General features: G+C 69.7%; 14 protein-coding genes and 1 pseudogene. 6 read left to right on the top strand and 9 right to left on the bottom strand.

The window, feature by feature from the left end; genetic code table 11:
- Positions 1-89: 89 nt before the first annotated feature.
- On the bottom strand, positions 90-1,511 hold the full coding sequence (locus tag HFP48_RS25310; protein ID WP_050036056.1) for an MFS transporter: 1,422 nt from the start codon (positions 1,509-1,511) through the stop codon (positions 90-92).
- A gap of 373 nt (positions 1,512-1,884) precedes the next feature.
- Positions 1,885-2,937, bottom strand: coding sequence for an AraC family transcriptional regulator (locus tag HFP48_RS25305; RefSeq protein WP_050036055.1), 1,053 nt, complete (start codon positions 2,935-2,937; stop codon positions 1,885-1,887).
- A 308-nt stretch (positions 2,938-3,245) separates the two neighbouring features.
- On the opposite strand from HFP48_RS25305, the gene HFP48_RS25300 reads away from it, so the two are divergent.
- The 4 genes and pseudogenes from HFP48_RS25300 (at position 3,246) to HFP48_RS25285 (ending at position 6,823) form a co-directional block, all read left to right on the top strand.
- Positions 3,246-4,142, top strand: coding sequence for a TauD/TfdA family dioxygenase (locus HFP48_RS25300; protein ID WP_168580654.1), 897 nt, complete (start codon positions 3,246-3,248; stop codon positions 4,140-4,142).
- A gap of 46 nt (positions 4,143-4,188) precedes the next feature.
- Complete coding sequence (locus HFP48_RS25295) at positions 4,189-4,656, top strand: 2,4'-dihydroxyacetophenone dioxygenase family protein (protein ID WP_006940945.1); 468 nt, start codon at positions 4,189-4,191, stop codon at positions 4,654-4,656.
- A 412-nt stretch (positions 4,657-5,068) separates the two neighbouring features.
- Positions 5,069-5,703: pseudogene (locus HFP48_RS25290) on the top strand (alpha/beta hydrolase).
- 145 nt (positions 5,704-5,848) lie between these two features.
- Positions 5,849-6,823 (top strand): alpha/beta hydrolase, encoded by a 975-nt coding sequence (locus HFP48_RS25285; RefSeq protein ID WP_235194100.1) that lies wholly within the window; start codon positions 5,849-5,851, stop codon positions 6,821-6,823.
- 155 nt (positions 6,824-6,978) lie between these two features.
- Here HFP48_RS25285 and aztD read toward each other — a convergent pair whose 3' ends face one another.
- Complete coding sequence (gene aztD / locus HFP48_RS25280) at positions 6,979-8,190, bottom strand: zinc metallochaperone AztD (RefSeq protein ID WP_168580248.1); 1,212 nt, start codon at positions 8,188-8,190, stop codon at positions 6,979-6,981.
- Positions 8,191-8,318: 128 nt separating this feature from the next.
- Here aztD and HFP48_RS25275 point away from each other — a divergent pair, with 128 nt between their 5' ends.
- Positions 8,319-9,506 carry an AAA family ATPase gene (locus tag HFP48_RS25275; protein ID WP_168580247.1) on the top strand — a complete coding sequence of 396 codons (1,188 nt, stop codon included), beginning with the start codon at positions 8,319-8,321 and terminating at the stop codon, positions 9,504-9,506.
- Here the strand turns inward: HFP48_RS25275 and HFP48_RS25270 are convergent.
- From HFP48_RS25270 to HFP48_RS25255, 4 genes are all read right to left on the bottom strand, one after another.
- The gene (locus tag HFP48_RS25270; RefSeq protein ID WP_168580246.1) at positions 9,460-10,044 is read right to left on the bottom strand and encodes a sigma-70 family RNA polymerase sigma factor; all 585 of its coding nucleotides are present in this window, start codon (positions 10,042-10,044) and stop codon (positions 9,460-9,462) included. The two genes, HFP48_RS25275 and HFP48_RS25270, sit on opposite strands and share 47 nt — an antisense overlap.
- An 81-nt stretch (positions 10,045-10,125) precedes the next feature.
- Positions 10,126-10,806 (bottom strand): nitroreductase, encoded by a 681-nt coding sequence (locus HFP48_RS25265; protein ID WP_006940961.1) that lies wholly within the window; start codon positions 10,804-10,806, stop codon positions 10,126-10,128.
- A gap of 37 nt (positions 10,807-10,843) precedes the next feature.
- A complete protein-coding gene (locus HFP48_RS25260; protein ID WP_168580245.1) occupies positions 10,844-12,274 on the bottom strand; it encodes an NAD(P)/FAD-dependent oxidoreductase in 1,431 nt (476 codons plus the stop codon).
- 90 nt (positions 12,275-12,364) lie between these two features.
- On the bottom strand, positions 12,365-13,372 hold the full coding sequence (locus HFP48_RS25255) for an NAD(P)H-dependent glycerol-3-phosphate dehydrogenase (protein ID WP_006940963.1): 1,008 nt from the start codon (positions 13,370-13,372) through the stop codon (positions 12,365-12,367).
- Between the two features lie 198 nt (positions 13,373-13,570).
- Here HFP48_RS25255 and HFP48_RS25250 point away from each other — a divergent pair, with 198 nt between their 5' ends.
- Complete coding sequence (locus HFP48_RS25250; RefSeq protein ID WP_167666173.1) at positions 13,571-13,741, top strand: hypothetical protein; 171 nt, start codon at positions 13,571-13,573, stop codon at positions 13,739-13,741.
- 55 nt (positions 13,742-13,796) lie between these two features.
- Here HFP48_RS25250 and HFP48_RS25245 read toward each other — a convergent pair whose 3' ends face one another.
- On the bottom strand, positions 13,797-15,059 hold the full coding sequence (locus HFP48_RS25245; protein WP_006946220.1) for a benzoate/H(+) symporter BenE family transporter: 1,263 nt from the start codon (positions 15,057-15,059) through the stop codon (positions 13,797-13,799).
- A gap of 7 nt (positions 15,060-15,066) precedes the next feature.
- Entirely contained in the window at positions 15,067-17,751 is a 2,685-nt protein-coding gene (locus tag HFP48_RS25240) for a helix-turn-helix transcriptional regulator (protein ID WP_029546519.1), read from the bottom strand.
- Positions 17,752-17,761 lie beyond the last annotated feature (10 nt).

The raw sequence follows: 17,761 nt of genomic DNA, 5'->3' as shown, positions 1-17,761 counted from the left end.
GAGTGCGTGCACATCCGAGGGGCGGAACGGCTGCGCGCCCTGTGCGGTCGGCGCGCGATGGCCCGACGTGGAGCATAGGGGGCAGTTGGTCAGTTGTCGAGCCGATTCGATTCGTTGTCAACGCGATTCGACGACGATTCGTGCGAGCCGTGTGTTCGGGTGCGGTCTGCGAGGGACGTCGGCCGGACGGAGGTGTCCGGTCGAAGGGCCTCCACCCGCTGCACTCCCGCCGAATACGTCCGCCGTCCGATGATCAGGAGCACCCCGGCGGCCACGTATGCCAGTGGTGCCCATTGGAGGGAGACGTCGAGGCCGATCCGGTCGGCGGCGAGGCCTACCACGAACGGTCCGAGGGCAAGTCCGAAGACACTGTTGGACATGGTGACGGTGCCGAAGGCGGACGCCCGCAGACTGGGGTGGGTAAGGCTGGCGACTACCGAAGTGATGCCTCCGGAGATGGACGCGGCACACAGTGCACCGCCGGCGAGCAGCGCCAGTTGCGGCGGTCCCGGCTCGAGGCCGAAGCCGACGATCAACAGCAGTGCTGCAACTGCACACAAGGCGAGTGCCACGCTCCACCGCCGGTCCGGGGTGTTGCGGCAGATCCGATCGGTGGCGATCCCGCCGACCAGCATTCCGAGGCCGATCGCCAGGAAATACACTGCGGCAACCGCTCCGGCCCGGTCGGGCGCGAGAGAGTAGTAGCGGTTGAAGAAGCTCGGCAACCATGCCGTCAGCGCGCCGACGGTGAACATCTGCAGACCCGCGGTGGCGTATGCGCACACCACCGAGACGCTCGAGAACAGGCTCGACAGCGGCGCACGGTATCCGTCCGTGCCGGACTCTGCGGGCGGGGCTTCTGCCTCCGGACTCTGCTGTTGCACTATTCGGCGGTCGGTGACCACGAGGCTGAACAATCCGGCCAGGACGAACCCGATGACGGCCATGACGCCGAACGACCACCGCCAGCCCAGGGAGGTGGCGACGGTGCCGCCGAGGGCGACACCGATCACCGAGCCCATTGCTCCTGCTGCATAGAAGGCGCCGCTGAGGGAGGCACGCAGGCGTGCAGCGAAGACGCTGAAGATCACTGCGATCCCTGCGCTACCGAATGCCGCCTCTCCCACACCGACCAGGAATCGGGCCGCCAGCATCTGTTCGTAGCCGGCGGCGACCGCGCACAGCAGCGTGGCCACACTCCAGATGGTCGCCATCAGGACGATGCTCTTCACGCGACCCCACCGGTCGGCCAGGATCGACAAGGGTAATGCCAGCAGACCGACCATGAGCGCGACGACGCTGTGGAAGGAGGCCAGTTCGGCGTCGGACAGATCCCATTCCTGCTTCAGGAAGGGATAGATCGAACTGAGTACCTGCCGGGACATGTAGTCCGACAGCATCAGTCCGAGGATGAGCGCCAGCACGACCCAGGGGTAGATCCTGGATCGAGGCGTCGGTGGGGGCGATGTGGCAGACGCGCAGTCGATCTCCGGCGTGGCCTTTGTTTCCATGGACGCTCCTCAGACGGTCGGTTCAGCTCACCTCTCGGCGCCCGCGATCGGTGCGATCCGATGTGGCGCGTCCGAGCCGTATGCCGGCGCGGTCCTCCGCGGTCCTCCGCGGCACTCTCGCACTCGGGCGTTGTGGCGGCGGGGCGATCCGGGATCGAGGTGCGTGCGGGCGACCACTTCGAGGTGGCGGACATCACAGTAGCCCGGGTCGGTGCCCGAGTGCTTGACCTGACGTGGCACCCGAGTTGACATTCTGTCCCGAGTGGAGTGCGCAAAGATGCTCCATCGCCGCCGAGTCCGTACGCCTGCCGACCCGTGGTCGATGTCTCCTCGGGTCCGGGTCGCGGTGTCGTCGACGGGGTAGCGTCCGACGTCAGTGCGTGGACTGTTCCGCGCCGGTCGACGGGTCGGGGCGGGAGACGTCCCCGGTTCTGTGGGTGGCGCGCCACGACGTGGGGCTGGCGCCGAATTCGCCGCGAAACCACCGTGAGAACGCGGAGGGTTCGGAGAACCCGAGCAGTTCCGCGACTTGGCCGAGCGGTCGGCGCTGGTGTCCGACGTACTGGCGCGCCAGATCCAGGCGGGTGGAGTTGAGGAGGGCGGAGAAGGTCGTGTCGGCACGCACCAGGCGGCGGTGCACCGTCTTGCGGTCCACGCCCAGTGTTCGGGCGACCTGCTGCAGCGAGCACCGGCCGGTAGGGAGCAGGGCCTCGACCAGTTCGCGGATCCGGTCGAGGTCGTCTCCGGGTCGGCCGGCGGCGATTCCTTCCACGTACTGTCTGGCCAGGGGACGCAGCAGCGGGTCGGCCAGGCTGTTGGGGGCCTCGAGGTCATCGGCGAACATCACGAGTCCGTCGAATTCTGCGCCGAAGCGGATCTCGGATTCGAGGACGCGATGGTGAACGCTGAGGTCGGCCGGGGGGTCGTGCCGGAAACACACGGTGACAGGCTTCCACACACCCCCGACCAAGGCGCGGACGACGCGAACGGTGGTGCCGACGACCTGCTCGACGAGCTGGCGTGACTTGACGGTCGCCGCCAGGTCCAGCTCGATCTTGACGGTGGCCAGACCATCGGTTTCGGAGATCCGAATATGGAACGCCTCGCTGTGCAGATGCTCGTAACGGCTGATCAACTGCAGCGCGCTACGCACATCCGGCTCCTCCCGGGCTCCGAGTCCGATCGCGCCGAGGACGGACAAGCGCCGGGTCTGCGCGAGCTGAAGGCCGAAGGCCGCCGAGCCGGTCGCGTCTGCGGACACTTCGAGCAGTTCGGCGACCGCGTGCACGGCGATCCATTGACCGGGTACGGCCAGGTCGGCTGTGCTCAGGCCGACCGACCTCAGCAGTGGGAGCGGGTCCACGCCGACGGTGCGCATGAAGTCCAGGTAGGCGCTCAAGGTGGTGTTGCGGACCAGGGGGTTCATGCGACTCCTTACGTGCCCCGTAATGTCAATGATTCTGCCACGCAGAGTCAAGAAATATTGCGTGTGCGGGTCTACGCTCTGGTTACCGAAATCACACGGTGTCGGATCGGGAAGCACGCGTCACGGACAGAGGTGGCGCCGTCGTCCGGACGGAGAAGCTCCGGCCGGGAGCACCTCGGGGCCACGGCCATCGGCCCCGACCCGACGTTCGCAGGTCCGGCATGTGCGGCTGCACCCGATGCCCGCCCCACCCTCATGTCCTGATCAACCAGGCCAGATCCCAACCAGGGAGGATTCAGATGAAGAACATGCTCCACGCCGAAGAACAGGCCCCCGTCGACGCGGATCACGCGCCGCCACTGATCAAGGCGAAGCCGCTCTCGAGGTATATCGGTACCGAACTGTTCGATGTGACTCTCGGTGAGATCGCCCGCGACGATGCGCTGTTCGCCGAAACGAAGGCTCTTCTGCTCGAGCGCAAGGTACTGTTCCTGCGGGATCAGGACATCACGCGCGCCGAGCACGTCGCCTTCGCCGAGCGATTCGGTCCCCTCGAGGAGCCCCACCCCAACGCGCCCAACGATTCCGGACTGGTGCTGCTGTACAAGGACGCGGACAGCACGCCCGAGCATTACGAGAACGTCTTCCACTCCGACACCATCTGGCGGGAGCGTCCAGCCATGGGCGCTGTCCTGCGGTGCGTGGAGACACCGGAGGTGGGCGGGGACACGATCTGGGCGAACATGGTGCAGGCGTACCGGGATCTCCCGGAGCACGTCAAGCAACAGATCGACGGACTTCGCGCTCGCAGTAGCTTCGAAACCCTTTTCGGCGCAGCCAAGCCCATGGAACTGCGCCACCAACTGAAAGAGCGTTTCCCCGATCCCGAGCACCCGGTGGTGCGTACGCATCCCGAGACCGGCGAGAAGATCCTCTACGTCAACGGCGTGACCACTCACTTCGTGAACTTCCATACCCCGCAGAACGTGCGCTTCGGGACGGATTTCGCGCCCGGCTCCGGCAACCTGCTCAACTACCTGATCAGCCGCGCCGCGATCCCGGAGTACCAGGTTCGCTGGCGATGGACCAAGAACAGCGTCGCGATCTGGGACAACCGCAGCACCCAGCACTACGCAGTGCAGGACTACTGGCCGGCCGTCCGGAAGATGGAACGCGCCACCATCATCGGAGACCAGCCCTTCTGACGGCGACGGCCCGGACCACCCACAGCACCCCCTGAAGGAGATTCTCATGCAGACCGCTCAACAACTCGACGTCAACTACATCAAGGGCGACGACAATCCGTGGATCCCGTTCACTCCACTCACCGACCAGGTGTTCCTCAAGTACTGGAAGGTCGACCCCGTACGGGCCGAGATCGTCGTTTCGATGAAGATCCCGGCGGGGCTCGAGCTGCCGCCCCATTACCACACCGGCATCGTGGTCGGGCACACCGTCAAGGGCGCCTGGCGCTACAAGGAGAACAACTGGATCTCCCGGAGCGGCGACACCGTCTACGAGGTCGCCGGCTCCTCTCACACCCCCGAAAGCCTCGAAGACACCGAGGTCTTCTTCTATCTCGTCGGTGAACTGCTGTTCCTCGACCAGGACAACAAGATCCTGTGGCAGGAGACTCACAAGACCCACATCGAACGCTACAACACCTACTGCGCCGAGCACGGCATCGCGGCGCGCGACCTAAGCAGCTGGCAGGACTGACCACCGCAGATCGACACCACTCGAATCCGGTTGCGGCCGTCGGGCCGAGAAACGGCCGCAACCGGATTCGACTACCCGACTCCCTGGTTCCGGCGATGGTCATCGAAGTTGCACGGCGGGTCCTTTCCGGCGGGAAGAGCGCCGCAGTCGGGCGGAGGAGTCGTCGGAACGATTTCCCGTCAACGCGTATCCATGACGTTTCACGCGATGTCCACGCAGTCGACGTCATGACACCCCGCACAGCAACCGAACTCACGCCCGGCCGTCGGCGGTCACACCGCCGGGATCCGGCGCGGAGGAAGCGCGCGCGGAATTCCATGTAAGACGCACTCTGCGAGTGGGATTCGGAGCGGTATCGACGGATCACAAGAGATCTCCTGCACATCCCCGCCGCGATCTACCGGAGCCGACCGTGAACACCACCAGCACCACCACCATCACCCTGCCTACCGTGGTACTCGTCCCCGGTTTCGTCCCCCTCACCGCCGACCACTGGCAGTGCCTGCTCGCCGAGAAATGGGAGAAGGCGCGCATTGTCGCGCCGCCCGGCTGTGCCCCGCTCAGCCGAACCGCGTGGGTTGAGGCGCTCGAGGCGGTCCTCGCCGGCATCGCGGGCCCGGTTGTCCTCGTCGCCCATGGTGCCGGCGTGCTCACCACTGTCCACTGGGCTCGGCAACCCAACCGCCCCGTCGACGGAGCGCTGCTGGTGGCTCCACCGGACTTCGAACTACCGCTGCCCGATGGATACCCCTCCACCGAGGATCTCGACCGCCACGGCTGGAATCCATTGCCCCGAAGGCGACTGCCGTTCCGCAGCATCGTGCCGCCAGCAGAAACGACGCCCTGGCCTGCTTCCGCCGCGTGGCCGGCATGGCCGAACACTGGGGTAGCCGTCTGATCGATGCGGGAGATGCCGGGCATTTGGATCCTACTGCTGGATACGGCAATTGGGATCAGGCGCACGAACTGGTCCGCGATCTCGGGCGAGTGCGCATACCGGAGGGCGTGCCCGGCGCACCCATCCTTGCAATGAGTGACCCATCCTGAATCGGTTTGCCTTCTGCGGCGGCGCCACTCCGTTCCGGGAAACCCTGAATCTGATCCGCGGAACGTGTCCGTCGCGCTTCAACTGGGAGAACATTGAATGACTATGCAAAGATCGGATTCTGCCGAGGAAACGGCAGCGCCTACCGTGGACGACCCTCACGGTTTCCTGCATCGATTCGCGGAAGTCAACGGAATGCGTATCCACTATGTCGAGGAGGGGGAAGGTCCGCTGGTGGTGCTGGTGCACGGCATCCCATACCTCTGGTACATGTGGCGCCGGCAGATCCGTGCACTGGCCGCGGCCGGATATCGAGTGGTGGCACCGGACATTCGTGGGTTCGGGCGGAGCGGGTGTCCCGAGCGGGTGCAGGACTGCAATGTGTTCGATGCGGTCGGCGACCTCGTCGGGTTGATGGGCGGCCTCGGGGAAACCTCGGCCGTGGTCGTGGGCCACGATCTCGGATCGTTCGTGGCCCATGCGGCGGCCCAGCTGCGCCCCGATCTGTTCCATGCCCTGGCCATGCTGAACACCCCTGTCCCTCCCCGCGAGCCCTGCCGGCCGAGTGAGAATTGGAAGAAGCTGGAAGCGGAGACCGGTACGCGCTTCTATCAGCACTATTTCCAGACGCCGGGTGAAGCCGAGCGACACATGGATGCCGATGTCCGCACGACGCTGCGCAGCATCTACTACTCGGTCTCCGGCAGCGCGGTCGGTGAGGAACGCTGGCGCCAGTTCGTCGCGGAGGGCGAGAACTTTCTCGATACGGTTTTCGACCCCGAGTTCCTCCCGGGTTGGCTACCCGAGATCGCCCTGGACTACTACGTCAGCGAATACTCGCGCACCGGGTTCGGGCCTGCGTTGAACTTCTACCGGAACCGCGACCGCATCTGGGAGCAGAGCTCGTTCCTCGACGGCCTGAAGCTGCAGCAGCCCAGTCTGTTCATCGGTGGAGCGGCGGATCCCGCGTTGGACCGATTCGCTCCCCTCTACGACCGTCTGGAGAGCCATCTTCCCAACTTGCGCAGGAAAGCCCTGCTCGAGGGAGTCGGTCACAGCGCAGCGGAGGAACAGCCGGAACTCGTCACCGGAATGTTGCTCGCCTTCCTCGCCGATCTCTGAACGGAGGGACTCCGGCGACTCGCAACGAAAGTGTGTCCCGTAGGGGTCGGGGACTCCGTGCGTCGGCCTGCGCTGTCGCGGCCGCCCGTGCGCCGGTCGCCCGGCCGAATGTCACATGGGTTCGGTTGGATCGAACCCATGTGACATTCGGTCACCTAGGTGCCGGTGATCTCGTTGGGGGTCTGCGGCAGCGACGCGGTCGTCACGGCGGCCGAGTCGAGATCGACCGCGTGCAGCGCGTTGTTCGCCGGGTCGGTGACGTAGGCGGTGTGGCCCTGCACGTACAGCGCCGGGCGCGGTGACTGCCACTCGTCGGGCTCGGTCCACGGGGCGAGGACGTCGATGCGCCGGACCACCGCGCCGCTGTTCTGGTCGATCACGTGCAGCGCTCCGTCGGTGCCCAGGACGAGTGCCTCGCCGTGGGGTCCGCGTCCGAGCGAGCGGAACGTGTAGCTGGTGCCGAGGTCGACGAGGCGCAGCTCGCCGGTGCGGGTATCGGTGAGCGAGACACGCTGTGGTCGTTCGAGTTCCGCGTCCGGATCGCTCTTGTAGTCGCCGAGAACGATGTCGGACTCCTCGGATCCGGCCTGGTTTCCGATCCGGCCGTACGGGTCGGGGGCGCTCACCTTCGTGATCGTGCCGTCGCGGTAGACGAGCAGGCCGTCCTCGCAGCCCAGCACGACGGCCTCGCCGGCGGCGACGGCCTCGCCGTGCACGCCGGGGCACTGCTCGTTGCGGGTGATCTCCCGGCGCTCGGCGTCGAGGACGGCGATGCCGTTGCGGGACTCGCTGTTGCCGAGGGTGACGAGCAGGCTGCCGTCGGCGAGCGCGACCGCGACGCCGTGGTGCGCTTCCGGAGTGGTGTAGGTGTCGGTCTGTGGCGTGCCGTCGGCAAGGTACGCGGGGTCGAGGATGTCGACGCGGCCGGTGCCGTCGTCGAAGAGCACGGTCCTGCCCGCGTGCCGGACGACGTGCCCGGGCTTGGCGGCGGCGAACTCGACGTCGGTGAGTGCCGCGCTGCCCGCGTAGTGGTGCGCGTGGTCGCCGTGGGGTTCGGACCAGCTGCCGGTGTCGAGGACGCGGAAGCGGCCGGCGGTGGAGACGAACACGTGCCGGCCGTCGCCGGCGGCATTGAGGCGGTTGAATCCGTCGAGCGGCAGGTCGGCGACGACGTCGAGGTCGTTCGCGTCGAGGACGAGAATGCCGCCGTCGTAGGTGACGGCGAGCCGGGGTTCGGCGGCGGCGACCTCGGCGGGGGCGGTCGGGGCGGGGGCCGCGGGGGCGTCCTCGGCGGTGGAGGTGGAGCAGCCGGCCACGAGCACGGTGGCCAGCCCGGCGGTGAGCGCGAGACTTCGGGAGGACTTCATGCCGGAACATCTACGCTTTATTGCAAACGAATGTCAAAGTCTATTATGCGAATGTCCGCATCCGGGATGTCCCGCGACACGCGGTGCAAGGAGGCGGTGTCCACGCGCGGCGCCGCTACCATCGACCGATGGACCCGGTCCGCAACCCGTACGCTCCCGGCGCGGGGCAGCGCCCGCCCGAGCTCGCCGGCCGGGCGAAGCAGCTCGACGCCTTCGACGTGGTGCTCGAACGGATCGCCCGCGGCCGCCCCGAACGCAGTGTCGTGCTCACCGGGTTGCGCGGCGTCGGCAAGACCGTCCTGCTCAATCAGCTTCGCTCCGCGGCGATCTCGCGGAGCTGGGGCACCGGCAAGATCGAGGCCCGGCCCGACCAGGACCTGCGCCGGCCGCTGTCGTCGGCGCTGCACATGGCGGTGCGCGAGATCGCCCCGGCCCATCCGCACCCCGAATCGGTCGAGTACTTCCTCGGCGTGCTCAAGTCGTTCGCGCTGCGGGCCACCGCGGACAAGGGCACGCGCGAGCGGTGGCAGCCCGGCATCGACGCCCCCGCGGTCAAGGGCCGCGCCGACACCGGCGACCTCGAGATCGACCTCGTCGAACTCCTGATCGACGCCTCCGGGCTCGCCCGCGACGTGGGCGTGGGCATCGCGCTGTTCGTCGACGAGATGCAGGACCTCGGCGCACCGGACATCTCCGCGATCTGCGGGGCGTGCCACGAGCTCAGCCAGGACGCCGCACCCCTCATCGTGGTCGGCGCCGGGCTGCCGCACCTGCCCGCGGTGCTCTCCGCGTCGAAGAGCTACTCGGAGCGGCTGTTCAGCTACCACCGGATCGACCGGCTCGACCGCGGCTCCGCCGACATCGCGCTCATCGCGCCGGCCGAGCGGGAGGGAGTGACCTTCACCGAGGAGGCGCTCGACGCGCTGTACGAGACGGCCGACGGATATCCCTACTTCGTCCAGGCTTACGGCAAGGCGACCTGGGACGTCGCGGCGACGAGCCCCATCACCGCCGACGACGTGCGCGTCGGCGCGCCCGCCGCCGAGGAGGAACTCGCCGTCGGGTTCTTCGGCTCCCGGTACGAGCGCGCCACCCCCGCGGAGCGGGAGTACATGCGCGCCATGGCCGACCTCTCCGGCGACGACGGTCCCGTCGCGACGTCGAAGATCGCGGCCGAACTCGGCCGCAAGCCTGCGTCGCTGTCGCCCGCGCGGGACGGGCTCATCAAGAAGGGGCTCATCTACTCCGCCGAACGGGGCTTCATCGGATTCACCGTGCCGCACTTCGGACGGTATCTGCGCGCTCAGCACGACTGAGCTGCAACCGGATTCGCTGCAGGGCGCGGTGCTGGGCGATGCGGACGGCGCCGACCGAGGTGCCGAGCATCGCGGCGGTGCGTTCGGCGCTGTAGCCCTGCAGGATCCGCAGCTGCACCACGCGGCGCTGCTGCTCCGGCAGCAGCGCGAGTTGCCGGCGGACCGCGGAACGCAGCTCCTCGTCGAGCACGCCCTCCTCGGGACCGGGGCCGGCGACGTCGTGCAGCGGCGTCACGGTACGCGCAGCCTTGCGCCGGACGTCCGCGACCTTGTGCGTGGCGATCCCGAACGCGAAGCGCAGCAGCGACGCACCGCGATCCTGGTAGCGCGGCAGTGCCCGCGTCAGTGCGAGGCACACCTCCTGGGTGACGTCCTCGGCCGGAGTGTGCGCGCGGGTGCCCTCGTCCATACGCGCGGCGCAGAAGCTCAGCACATGGGGGCGAACGGAACTTACCACCACGCCCACGGCGTGCGGTTCACCGGCGACGGCGCGCGGTACCCAATGGCGGAGCAGCTCCTCGGTTTCGATGCGGTGCACGGGGTGTCCTCTCGGGCGGGGAAGGTGGTGAGTTCCACCTTCCGTCGCCCGGGCGCCCCGGGCCAGGACCCCTGGGGGTGGTTACTCCTCCACCCACCGCACGGCGTCGTCCAGGCTCGCCCGGTCGGTGCGGCAGGTGTTGGCGGGGTGGCTCTCGTCGGCGTAGCCGAAGGAGATCGCGCACACGATGTCGCGCTCGTCGGAGATACCGAGTTCGCGGCGGACGGCACCGGCGGCCATCGCGACGGCGGCCTGCGGGACGGCGGCGATGCCGAGCGCCTGCGCGGCGAGGAGCAGGGTGGCGACGTACCCGCCGCAGTCGACCGCTCCGTACGTGCCGAGTGCCTTGTCGGTCGTGACGATCGCGACGTGCGGCGCCCCGAAGAAGCGGTAGTTCTCGAGCATCTGCTCGGTGCGGCGCGCGTAGTCGTCGCGGGCGATGCCGAGGCTGTTGTAGAGGGCGTAACCGGCGCCTCGGCGCCGGTCGGCGTACACCCCGCGGTACTCGGCGGGGCCGGGGATGTCCGGGTCGAGATGGCCGGACGCCGCCTGCTCGTACACCGCGGTCCGCAGCCGCTCGATGGCGTCCCCGCCGGCCACGACGACCTCCCACGGCTGGGAGTTGCACCACGACGGGGTGCGCTGCGCCATCCGCAGCATGGTTTCGATGTCCTCGCGCGGCACCGGCTTGGACAGGAACGCCCGGCAGGAGTAGCGGGTGTCGAGCAGGGTCGAGAGCGAGGCACGGTGGTCGATCGTCATGTGACCAGGGTCGCACAGGCGCCTGTGTAGCGCTCGTTCAGGGCCGTCGTGCGGGACCGGCGGCCGTGTAGTTCTCCCGGTCGAACCGCCGGGTGCGCAGCCGGTATCGCCAGGACGAGCCCGGCCACAGCGACCGGTTCACCGCGTCGCGGTCCAGGTACCAGCTCCGGCACCCCGTGGTCCACACGGTGCCTGTCGAGCGCCGGCGCATCTCGTCGGCGAACTCCCGCTGGGCGGCCGCCCGCACCTCGAGTGCGGTGACGCCCTCCCGGTCGGTGGCGTCCATCGCGGCGGCGACGTAGCGGAGCTGGCTCTCGATCATGAACAGCAGCGAGGTGTGGCCGATGCCGGTGTTGGGCCCGCCGAGCAGGAAGGCGTTGGGGAACCCGGCGACGGTCGTGCCCAGGTGCGCCGACGCGCCGTCGCGCCCCCACCGCTCGAGCAGGGTGCGGCCGTCGCGGCCGACGACCGGCAGGCCGGCGAGCGCGGCGGACACCCGGAATCCGGTCGCGTACACCAGGACGTCGGCCGCGTGTGCCCGACCGTCGACGGTGCGCACACCGTGCGGGCCCAGTCCCGCGACCGGGGTGGTGACCACCGTGCTGGAGTCTCGGGCGAGCGCGGGATAGTAACTGTCGGAGAACAGGATCCGTTTGCACCCGATCCGGTGTCGCGGGGTCAGGGCGCGGCGCAGGTCCGGGTCGGGCACCTGCCGGTGCAGGTGCCGCAGCGCCCGGGCCTCGAGGCGGGCGAGCCGGCGGTCGGACCCGGTGAGGGCGGGGACGAGCGCCTCGCCGCGCCAGTACTCGACCGTCCGTCGCGCGCGGTGCGGCAGCGGTAGGTGCTGCCTGCGGCGCGGCAGCACCCAGGCGGGGCTGCGCTGGAACATCGTGACACGGCCGGCGGTGTCGGCGAGGTACGGGATCACCTGGGCGGCGCTCGCACCGGTGCCGATCACGGCGACGTGCCGCCCGGTGACGTCGACGGCGTGGTCCCAGCGCGCGGTGTGGAAGGCTGGGCCCGCGAAGGAGCCTTCGAGGCGGGGAATCTGCGGGACGTTCAGGGCGCCGGTGGCCAGGACGAGGAAGCGGGCCGCGTAGTCCGGACCGTGGTCGGTGCGCACGTGCCAGCGGCCCGTCGTCTCGTCCCACCGGCACCCGGTTGCGGTCGTGCCGTAGGCGATCCGGTCGTCGAGCCCGTTCCCTGCGGCGAACGTGTGCAGGTGCGCGAGGATCTCCGGCTGGGTAGCGCGGCCGCGGGCCCAGACGGCCTGGGGAGCGGACGAGTACGAGTACAGGGCCGGATGGATGTCGCACTCGCACCCCGGGTAGGTGTTGTCGCGCCACGTGCCGCCGAGAGCGGCGCTCCGTTCGAGAACGCGCACGTCGCGGCCGCGTTGCCGCAGGTGTGCGGCGGCACCGAGCCCGGCGAAGCCGGCGCCGACGACGAGTACTTCGGTTCCGATCACTTGAACAGTGTGCAAGTACCGGCTTCACCAGGCAAATTAGGGTCTATATCGCCATCTAGTACGCGGTCGAGAATCCTGAATACTTCCCGATCAGACCACGTCCTCTTCGTTGCCCGGCGTGACCCGGCGCAGCCCCCGGTACGCGTCGGCGGGGGAGCGGCGGCCGGCCACGACGGCCTCGACCTCGGCGGCGATGGGCATCTCCACCTCGTACTCGCGCGCCAGTTCCATCACCGTCGGGGCCGTCTTCACCCCCTCGGCCACCTGGCCCAGCCGGGCCACCGCCTCCTCGAGGGTGAGCCCGCTCGCCAGCGCCTCGCCGATCCGGCGGTTGCGGGACGCCGGGCTCGTGCACGTCGCGATCAGGTCGCCCATGCCGGTCAGGCCGGCGAACGTCCGCGGGTTGGCCCCCATCACCTCACCGAGCCGGGTCATCTCGGCGAGGCCCCGGGTGAGCACCATCGCCCGGGTGTTGTCGCCGACCCGCAGCCCCTCGGCCATGCCCGCCGCGATCGCGACGATGTTCTTCAGGACCCCGCCGAGTTCACAGCCGAGGACGTCGGTGTTGCGGTACACGCGGAAGACCTTCGAGGCGAACAGTGGCTGCAGGGCCGCCGCGACGCGTTCGTCCGCCGTGGCCACCACCGCGGCGGCCGCCATGCCGTCGGCGACCTCGCCGGCGATGTTCGGCCCGGCCAGCAGCCCCACGGGGTGCCCCGGCAGGCATTCGCCGATCACCTCGGTGGGCCGCAGGCGCGTGCCCGGTTCGAGTCCCTTCGCGAGCGAGAGGATCGGCACCCAGGCCCGCACCTCGTTCGAGATCTCGGCGAGGGTGGCGCGGACCGCGTGGGACGGCACTCCGACCACCAGCACGTCGGCCTCGTGCGCGGCCTCGAGGAGGTCCGAGGTGGCGCGCAGGTTGGCCGGCAGGGTCCGCTCGCCGAGGTACCGGGTGTTGCGGTGCTCCTCGTCGATCTCGCGGGCGGTGTCCGGATTGCGGGACCAGAGCAGGGTCGGGGTGTTCCGGGCCGACAGCCCTGCGACGGTGGTGCCCCACGAGCCGGAACCGAGGACGACGACGCGAACCGGACGTGCCATGGGTTGTTGATCCTGTCTGCGCGGCGGGACGGTACGGCCCTCAGGGTGTCAGTTCGCCCGTCCCGGCGCCGGATTTTCGCGGTATGCCCGGTCCCCGATCTGCGTCGTACCGTATGTGCGGATGCGCACACTGGCAATCTGATACCCCAGGGGGTATATTGACGATAGACCCCGACCGCTTCCCCGAGGAGGACGCCCATGTGTTACCCCGTCACCTGCCCCAAGTGCGGAAAGACCGGCTGGGGCGGCTGCGGCCAGCACGTCGACAGCGTGATGAAGTCCGTGCCCGCCGCCGAGCGATGCGCCTGCGACCAGGACTCCGCTCCCAAGACGAGCTCCGGCATCTTCGGCTCGCTGTTCGGCCGCTGACACCCACCGGCTCGGGACACGGCGGGTGCGCGCACCCACACGCGCGCACCCGCCGTCACCGGCCGGTCGTCCAGTCCCCCCGCTCGAGCAACCGCGACACGATCACCCCGGCCACCAGACCCCAGAACGCCGCCCCGATGTTCCAGAACGTCACGTTCGCGGCGGTGACGACGAATGCCACCAGCGCCCCCATCGTGTACTTCGAGGCGAACGCCGTCACGAACGCGCCCTGCAGCGCCCGCAGCATCGCCAGGCCCCCGAGGGTCGCGACGAACGCCGCCGGCGCGGCGGTCATCCACCGCACGAACAGCGGCGCGAACAGTCCGAACACGATCGAATACAGCCCGAAACACACGGCCGCCGTGTACTGGCGGCTCCGCTCACCGGACGCGGTGAGCAGGGCGTTCGTCGGGCCGGTCAGGCACGTCGACACCGCGCCGACGCAGGCGGCACCGAGCGACCACACCCCGCACGCGATCGTGGTGACGTTGATCGGGGGCCGGTGCCCGGCCGCCGTGAGCACTGCGACGCCCTGCCCGTTCTGCACCACCAGCACGGTGATCGCCAGCGGGATCACCAACTCCAGCAACGCCGTCCACGTGAACACCGGGGCGGTGAAGACCGGCGACGCGAGGATGCCCGCTCCGCCCGGGGCCGGGGAGAAACGCCCCGACGCCGCCACCGCGACCGCACCGGCGATCAGCGCCCCGAGGATCGGCGGCAGCCACCGGCCGATCCGGCCGAACGCGCTCAACGCCAGGAACATCAGCACCATGGGCGCGGCGATCGCGACGTCCGCACCGAGCGCGAGCACCAGGTCCACACCGAACTTCAGGAAGACGCCGGCCACCATCGCCATGACGATCGGCATCGGCAGCGCCTCCATCACCCGCCGCACCAGCCCGGACGCCCCCAGCACCAGCACCAGCAGGCCGGTGACCAGGAACGCCCCGATCACCTCCGGCCAGGACAGGTGCCCCAGCGACCCGCCGACGAGGATCGTGCCCGGAATCGTCCAGGCGAAGCCGAGGGGCTGCCGGTAGGCGATGCTCATCGCGATCGTCAGCACGCCGTTGAGGACGAAGATCCCGAAGATCCACGACGCCAGTTCGGCGGCGCCGAGCCCGCCGGCCGCGCCGGCCGCGAGGACGACCGCGACCGGCCCCGTCGACGAGAACACCAGCCCGATCACGCCGTTCGCCGCGTACTCGACGCCGAGGTCCCGCAGCACCCGGCGCGGCCGGGTCACGGGCCGAGCGGGCCGCTCGAGCAGGTCGGTGTCGTTCGGGGGAGAGGTCTTCTCGTCGACTGCTGTCATCTCTTCCTCACTCCTCTTGCCGGAACTGGGCGGCCAGCTCGCTGCGCGAACGGATGCCGAGCTTCGCGTAGACCCGTGTCAGGTGGTACTGCACCGTCTTCACCGACAGGAACAGCTCGCCCGCCACGTCCTTGTTGGTATTGCCCGCGGCCACCAGCGCGGCGACCGCCTTCTCCTGCGGGGTCAACGCCGCCAGATCCATGTGTGTCCGGCGGGTATCGTCGCCGTTCGCCTTCATCCCCCCGGCCTTGAGTTCGCGGTCGCAGCGCTGCACGTACGACGTCGCGCCGAGCGTCACGTACAGCTCGCGGGCCGTGCGCATCACCGCGTCCGCCTCCCGCCGGCGTCCGGCGCGGCGCAGCGTCTGCCCGTACGCGAAGTTCACGCGGGCACGGTCGTACGGCAGCGACAGCGTCGCCAGGTTCGCCAGCGCGTCCTCGAATGTTCTGCGGGCGGCGTCGATGTCACCCCGTGCCCCGTGGATCCGTCCGCGCACGTATCCGAGCCGCGCCCGGGCGGACAGGTGCCCACGGGAGACGGCCAGTTCCTCGAACGGACGGAGGAACTCGTCGGCCTCGTCGACGCGTCCGGTCATCACGAGAGCATTCGCGTACAGGTCCGGCCACGGCCAGAAACCCGGTTCCACCAAGGCCTGCCGCCGACGGGTGGTGAGCGGTGCGAGGTGCCGCAGCACCCCGTCGTAGTCGGCGGCGACCTCTGCGCACTGGGCGGCCGCGATGCAGGACGGCACCACCATGACGGCATAGTCGGTGGCGCCCGCGCGTCCGCGACGCAGGTGCTCGCGGGCCAGCGACCAGTCCCCGCGCAGGGCGTGCACCTGCGCCCCCGTCCAATGCACCAGCGGCCGAAGCAGATCCAGGCCGGCCGTGTCGAGCTGTGCGGCCGCGCGGTCGACGGTGCGCACGGCGTCGTCCCATGCGCCGAGCGCGAACTCCGTGCGCGCCAGCCACGCCTGCGCCCACAACGAGATCCGGATCGAGCCGCCGCGGAAGACGGTCGGCTCGGCACTCTCGAGCTCCGCGCGGGCGCGATCCGGCTCGTCCAGCGCCAGGGCGAGCCAGCCCTCCGCCATGCGGATCCGCTGGCTCTGGGCGCCGAGCCGGAAGGTCTCCGACAGCTCTGCGTACGAGGCGCGTGCCTCGTCGACGCGGCCGGTCATGGCCAGGCCGAGGCCGCGGATCGCGGCCGACTCGACGGCAGCGGGCATGTCGGGAGCTACGAGGGACGACGCGCGGTCGGCCCACTCGACGAGGCCCGCGCCGTCGAGCTGGGCCAGCGAATGCAGCACCATGCGCTGGCAGATCATCGCACCCAGATCGGGGTCCCGGGCCGGGTCCGGGAGCAGTTGCCATGCGCGCGTGAGCAGCTGGGAGGCCTCGGCCGACCGGCCGCGCTGGATCGCCAGGTAGCCGAGCACCACGTCGCGCATGGAGCCCTCGGGCGCGGCCTCCATCGCCGGCACGAACGTCAGCGCCTGGGGCAGGTCCGCCGCGCCCGTGAGGGCGTCGACGCCGCGGATCAGCCGCTGCGCGCGCTGGTCGCGGTCGGGACTGATGCCACTCGCGATGATCAGTGCCTCGGCAGCATCCGACCACGCACCGACGGCGGCGCGGCGCCGGCCGTACCGATCGAGGCGGTCCGCGAGGTCCGCATCGGCGGTGGGGGTGGCGGAGACCAGGTGGGTGAGGGCGGCACCCTCGTCGTCGACCAGTTCGGCGGCGCGGGCGTGCAGGTCGCGCCAGCGGGCGGGACCGATGTCGTCCGCGACGGCGGCCCGCGTCATCGGGTCCGGGAAGATCAGGGTGACCGCGCCGCGCTGTTCGCGCCGCCGGAGCAATCCGGCGGTGTGCGCGGCGTCGAGCGCCGCGGTCGGGTCCGCCAGCCCGGCCAGCGCCGCGGCCTGGGTCAGGGTGCTTTCGCCACCGAGCACGGCCGCCGCTTCCACGAGTGCCCGGGTCTCGGCGGGGCAGTGGTCCAGCGTGCGGCGCACGGCGCCCGACCGTTCCTGGGGCGCCGGGAACCGGGCCTGCCAGTGCTGCCACTGGTTGCGGGGGATCTCGTCGAGCAACTGCAGGATCGGGCGGGGTGTGCCGAGAGTGTGCTCGAACAGCCGTCGCGCGGTCCACGGCGACAGGTCCACGCCGATGCGGGCGAGGGCCAGCTGGGCGATGTCCTGCGGACCGAGGGGCCGCACGTGCACGGAGAGGGCGCGGTGATGGTCGAGCACCTGCCGGGTGCTGTCCGGGACCGCCTCCGGCAGCGGGTCCACGGTCACCAGCAGGACGAGCAACTGCTTGCCGTGGGCGCGGCGGACGGCGGACGACAGGGCCTGCAACGACTCGGAATCGGACCAGTGCGCGTCGTCGACGACGAGAACGGTGGGATCGTCCACGAGGGACAACAGTTCGTGCGCCACTTCCACCGGATCACGTCCGGTGACGGGGGCCTGCAGCAGTTGCTCGGCCGTGCTCCACGCGCGCGCCGCCTCCCACGGGACGCCCGCGGACACGCGGACCTGCCAGCCGTTCAAGACCTCGGTGAATCGTTGCACCAGGGCGGATTTGCCGATACCCGGCGGACCCTCGACGAGGGCGAGCACGGGTGAACCGGCTCGCGCCTCGCCGAGGTGACGGTCGAGCTCGGAGAGCTCTCGGGTACGTCCGACCAGCATGGCGGGGTGA

Origin of the sequence: Rhodococcus sp. DMU1, from assembly GCF_012272955.1 — a bacterium.
GTDB lineage: Bacteria > Actinomycetota > Actinomycetes > Mycobacteriales > Mycobacteriaceae > Rhodococcus > Rhodococcus aetherivorans.
This window is presented reverse-complemented; position numbering and strand designations above follow the sequence as displayed.

Bases quoted from the DNA above. Each gene is read 5' to 3' on its own strand.
- HFP48_RS25295 (WP_006940945.1), top strand. From the start codon at position 4,189: ATGCAGACCGCTCAACAACTCGACGTCAACTACATCAAGGGCGACGAC.
- HFP48_RS25310 (WP_050036056.1), bottom strand. From the start codon at position 1,511: ATGGAAACAAAGGCCACGCCGGAGATCGACTGCGCGTCTGCCACATCG.
- HFP48_RS25245 (WP_006946220.1), bottom strand. From the start codon at position 15,059: ATGACAGCAGTCGACGAGAAGACCTCTCCCCCGAACGACACCGACCTG.
- aztD (WP_168580248.1), bottom strand. From the start codon at position 8,190: ATGAAGTCCTCCCGAAGTCTCGCGCTCACCGCCGGGCTGGCCACCGTG.
- HFP48_RS25250 (WP_167666173.1), top strand. From the start codon at position 13,571: ATGTGTTACCCCGTCACCTGCCCCAAGTGCGGAAAGACCGGCTGGGGC.
- HFP48_RS25255 (WP_006940963.1), bottom strand. From the start codon at position 13,372: ATGGCACGTCCGGTTCGCGTCGTCGTCCTCGGTTCCGGCTCGTGGGGC.
- HFP48_RS25240 (WP_029546519.1), bottom strand. From the start codon at position 17,751: ATGCTGGTCGGACGTACCCGAGAGCTCTCCGAGCTCGACCGTCACCTC.
- HFP48_RS25275 (WP_168580247.1), top strand. From the start codon at position 8,319: ATGGACCCGGTCCGCAACCCGTACGCTCCCGGCGCGGGGCAGCGCCCG.
- HFP48_RS25300 (WP_168580654.1), top strand. From the start codon at position 3,246: ATGCTCCACGCCGAAGAACAGGCCCCCGTCGACGCGGATCACGCGCCG.
- HFP48_RS25265 (WP_006940961.1), bottom strand. From the start codon at position 10,806: ATGACGATCGACCACCGTGCCTCGCTCTCGACCCTGCTCGACACCCGC.
- HFP48_RS25305 (WP_050036055.1), bottom strand. From the start codon at position 2,937: ATGAACCCCCTGGTCCGCAACACCACCTTGAGCGCCTACCTGGACTTC.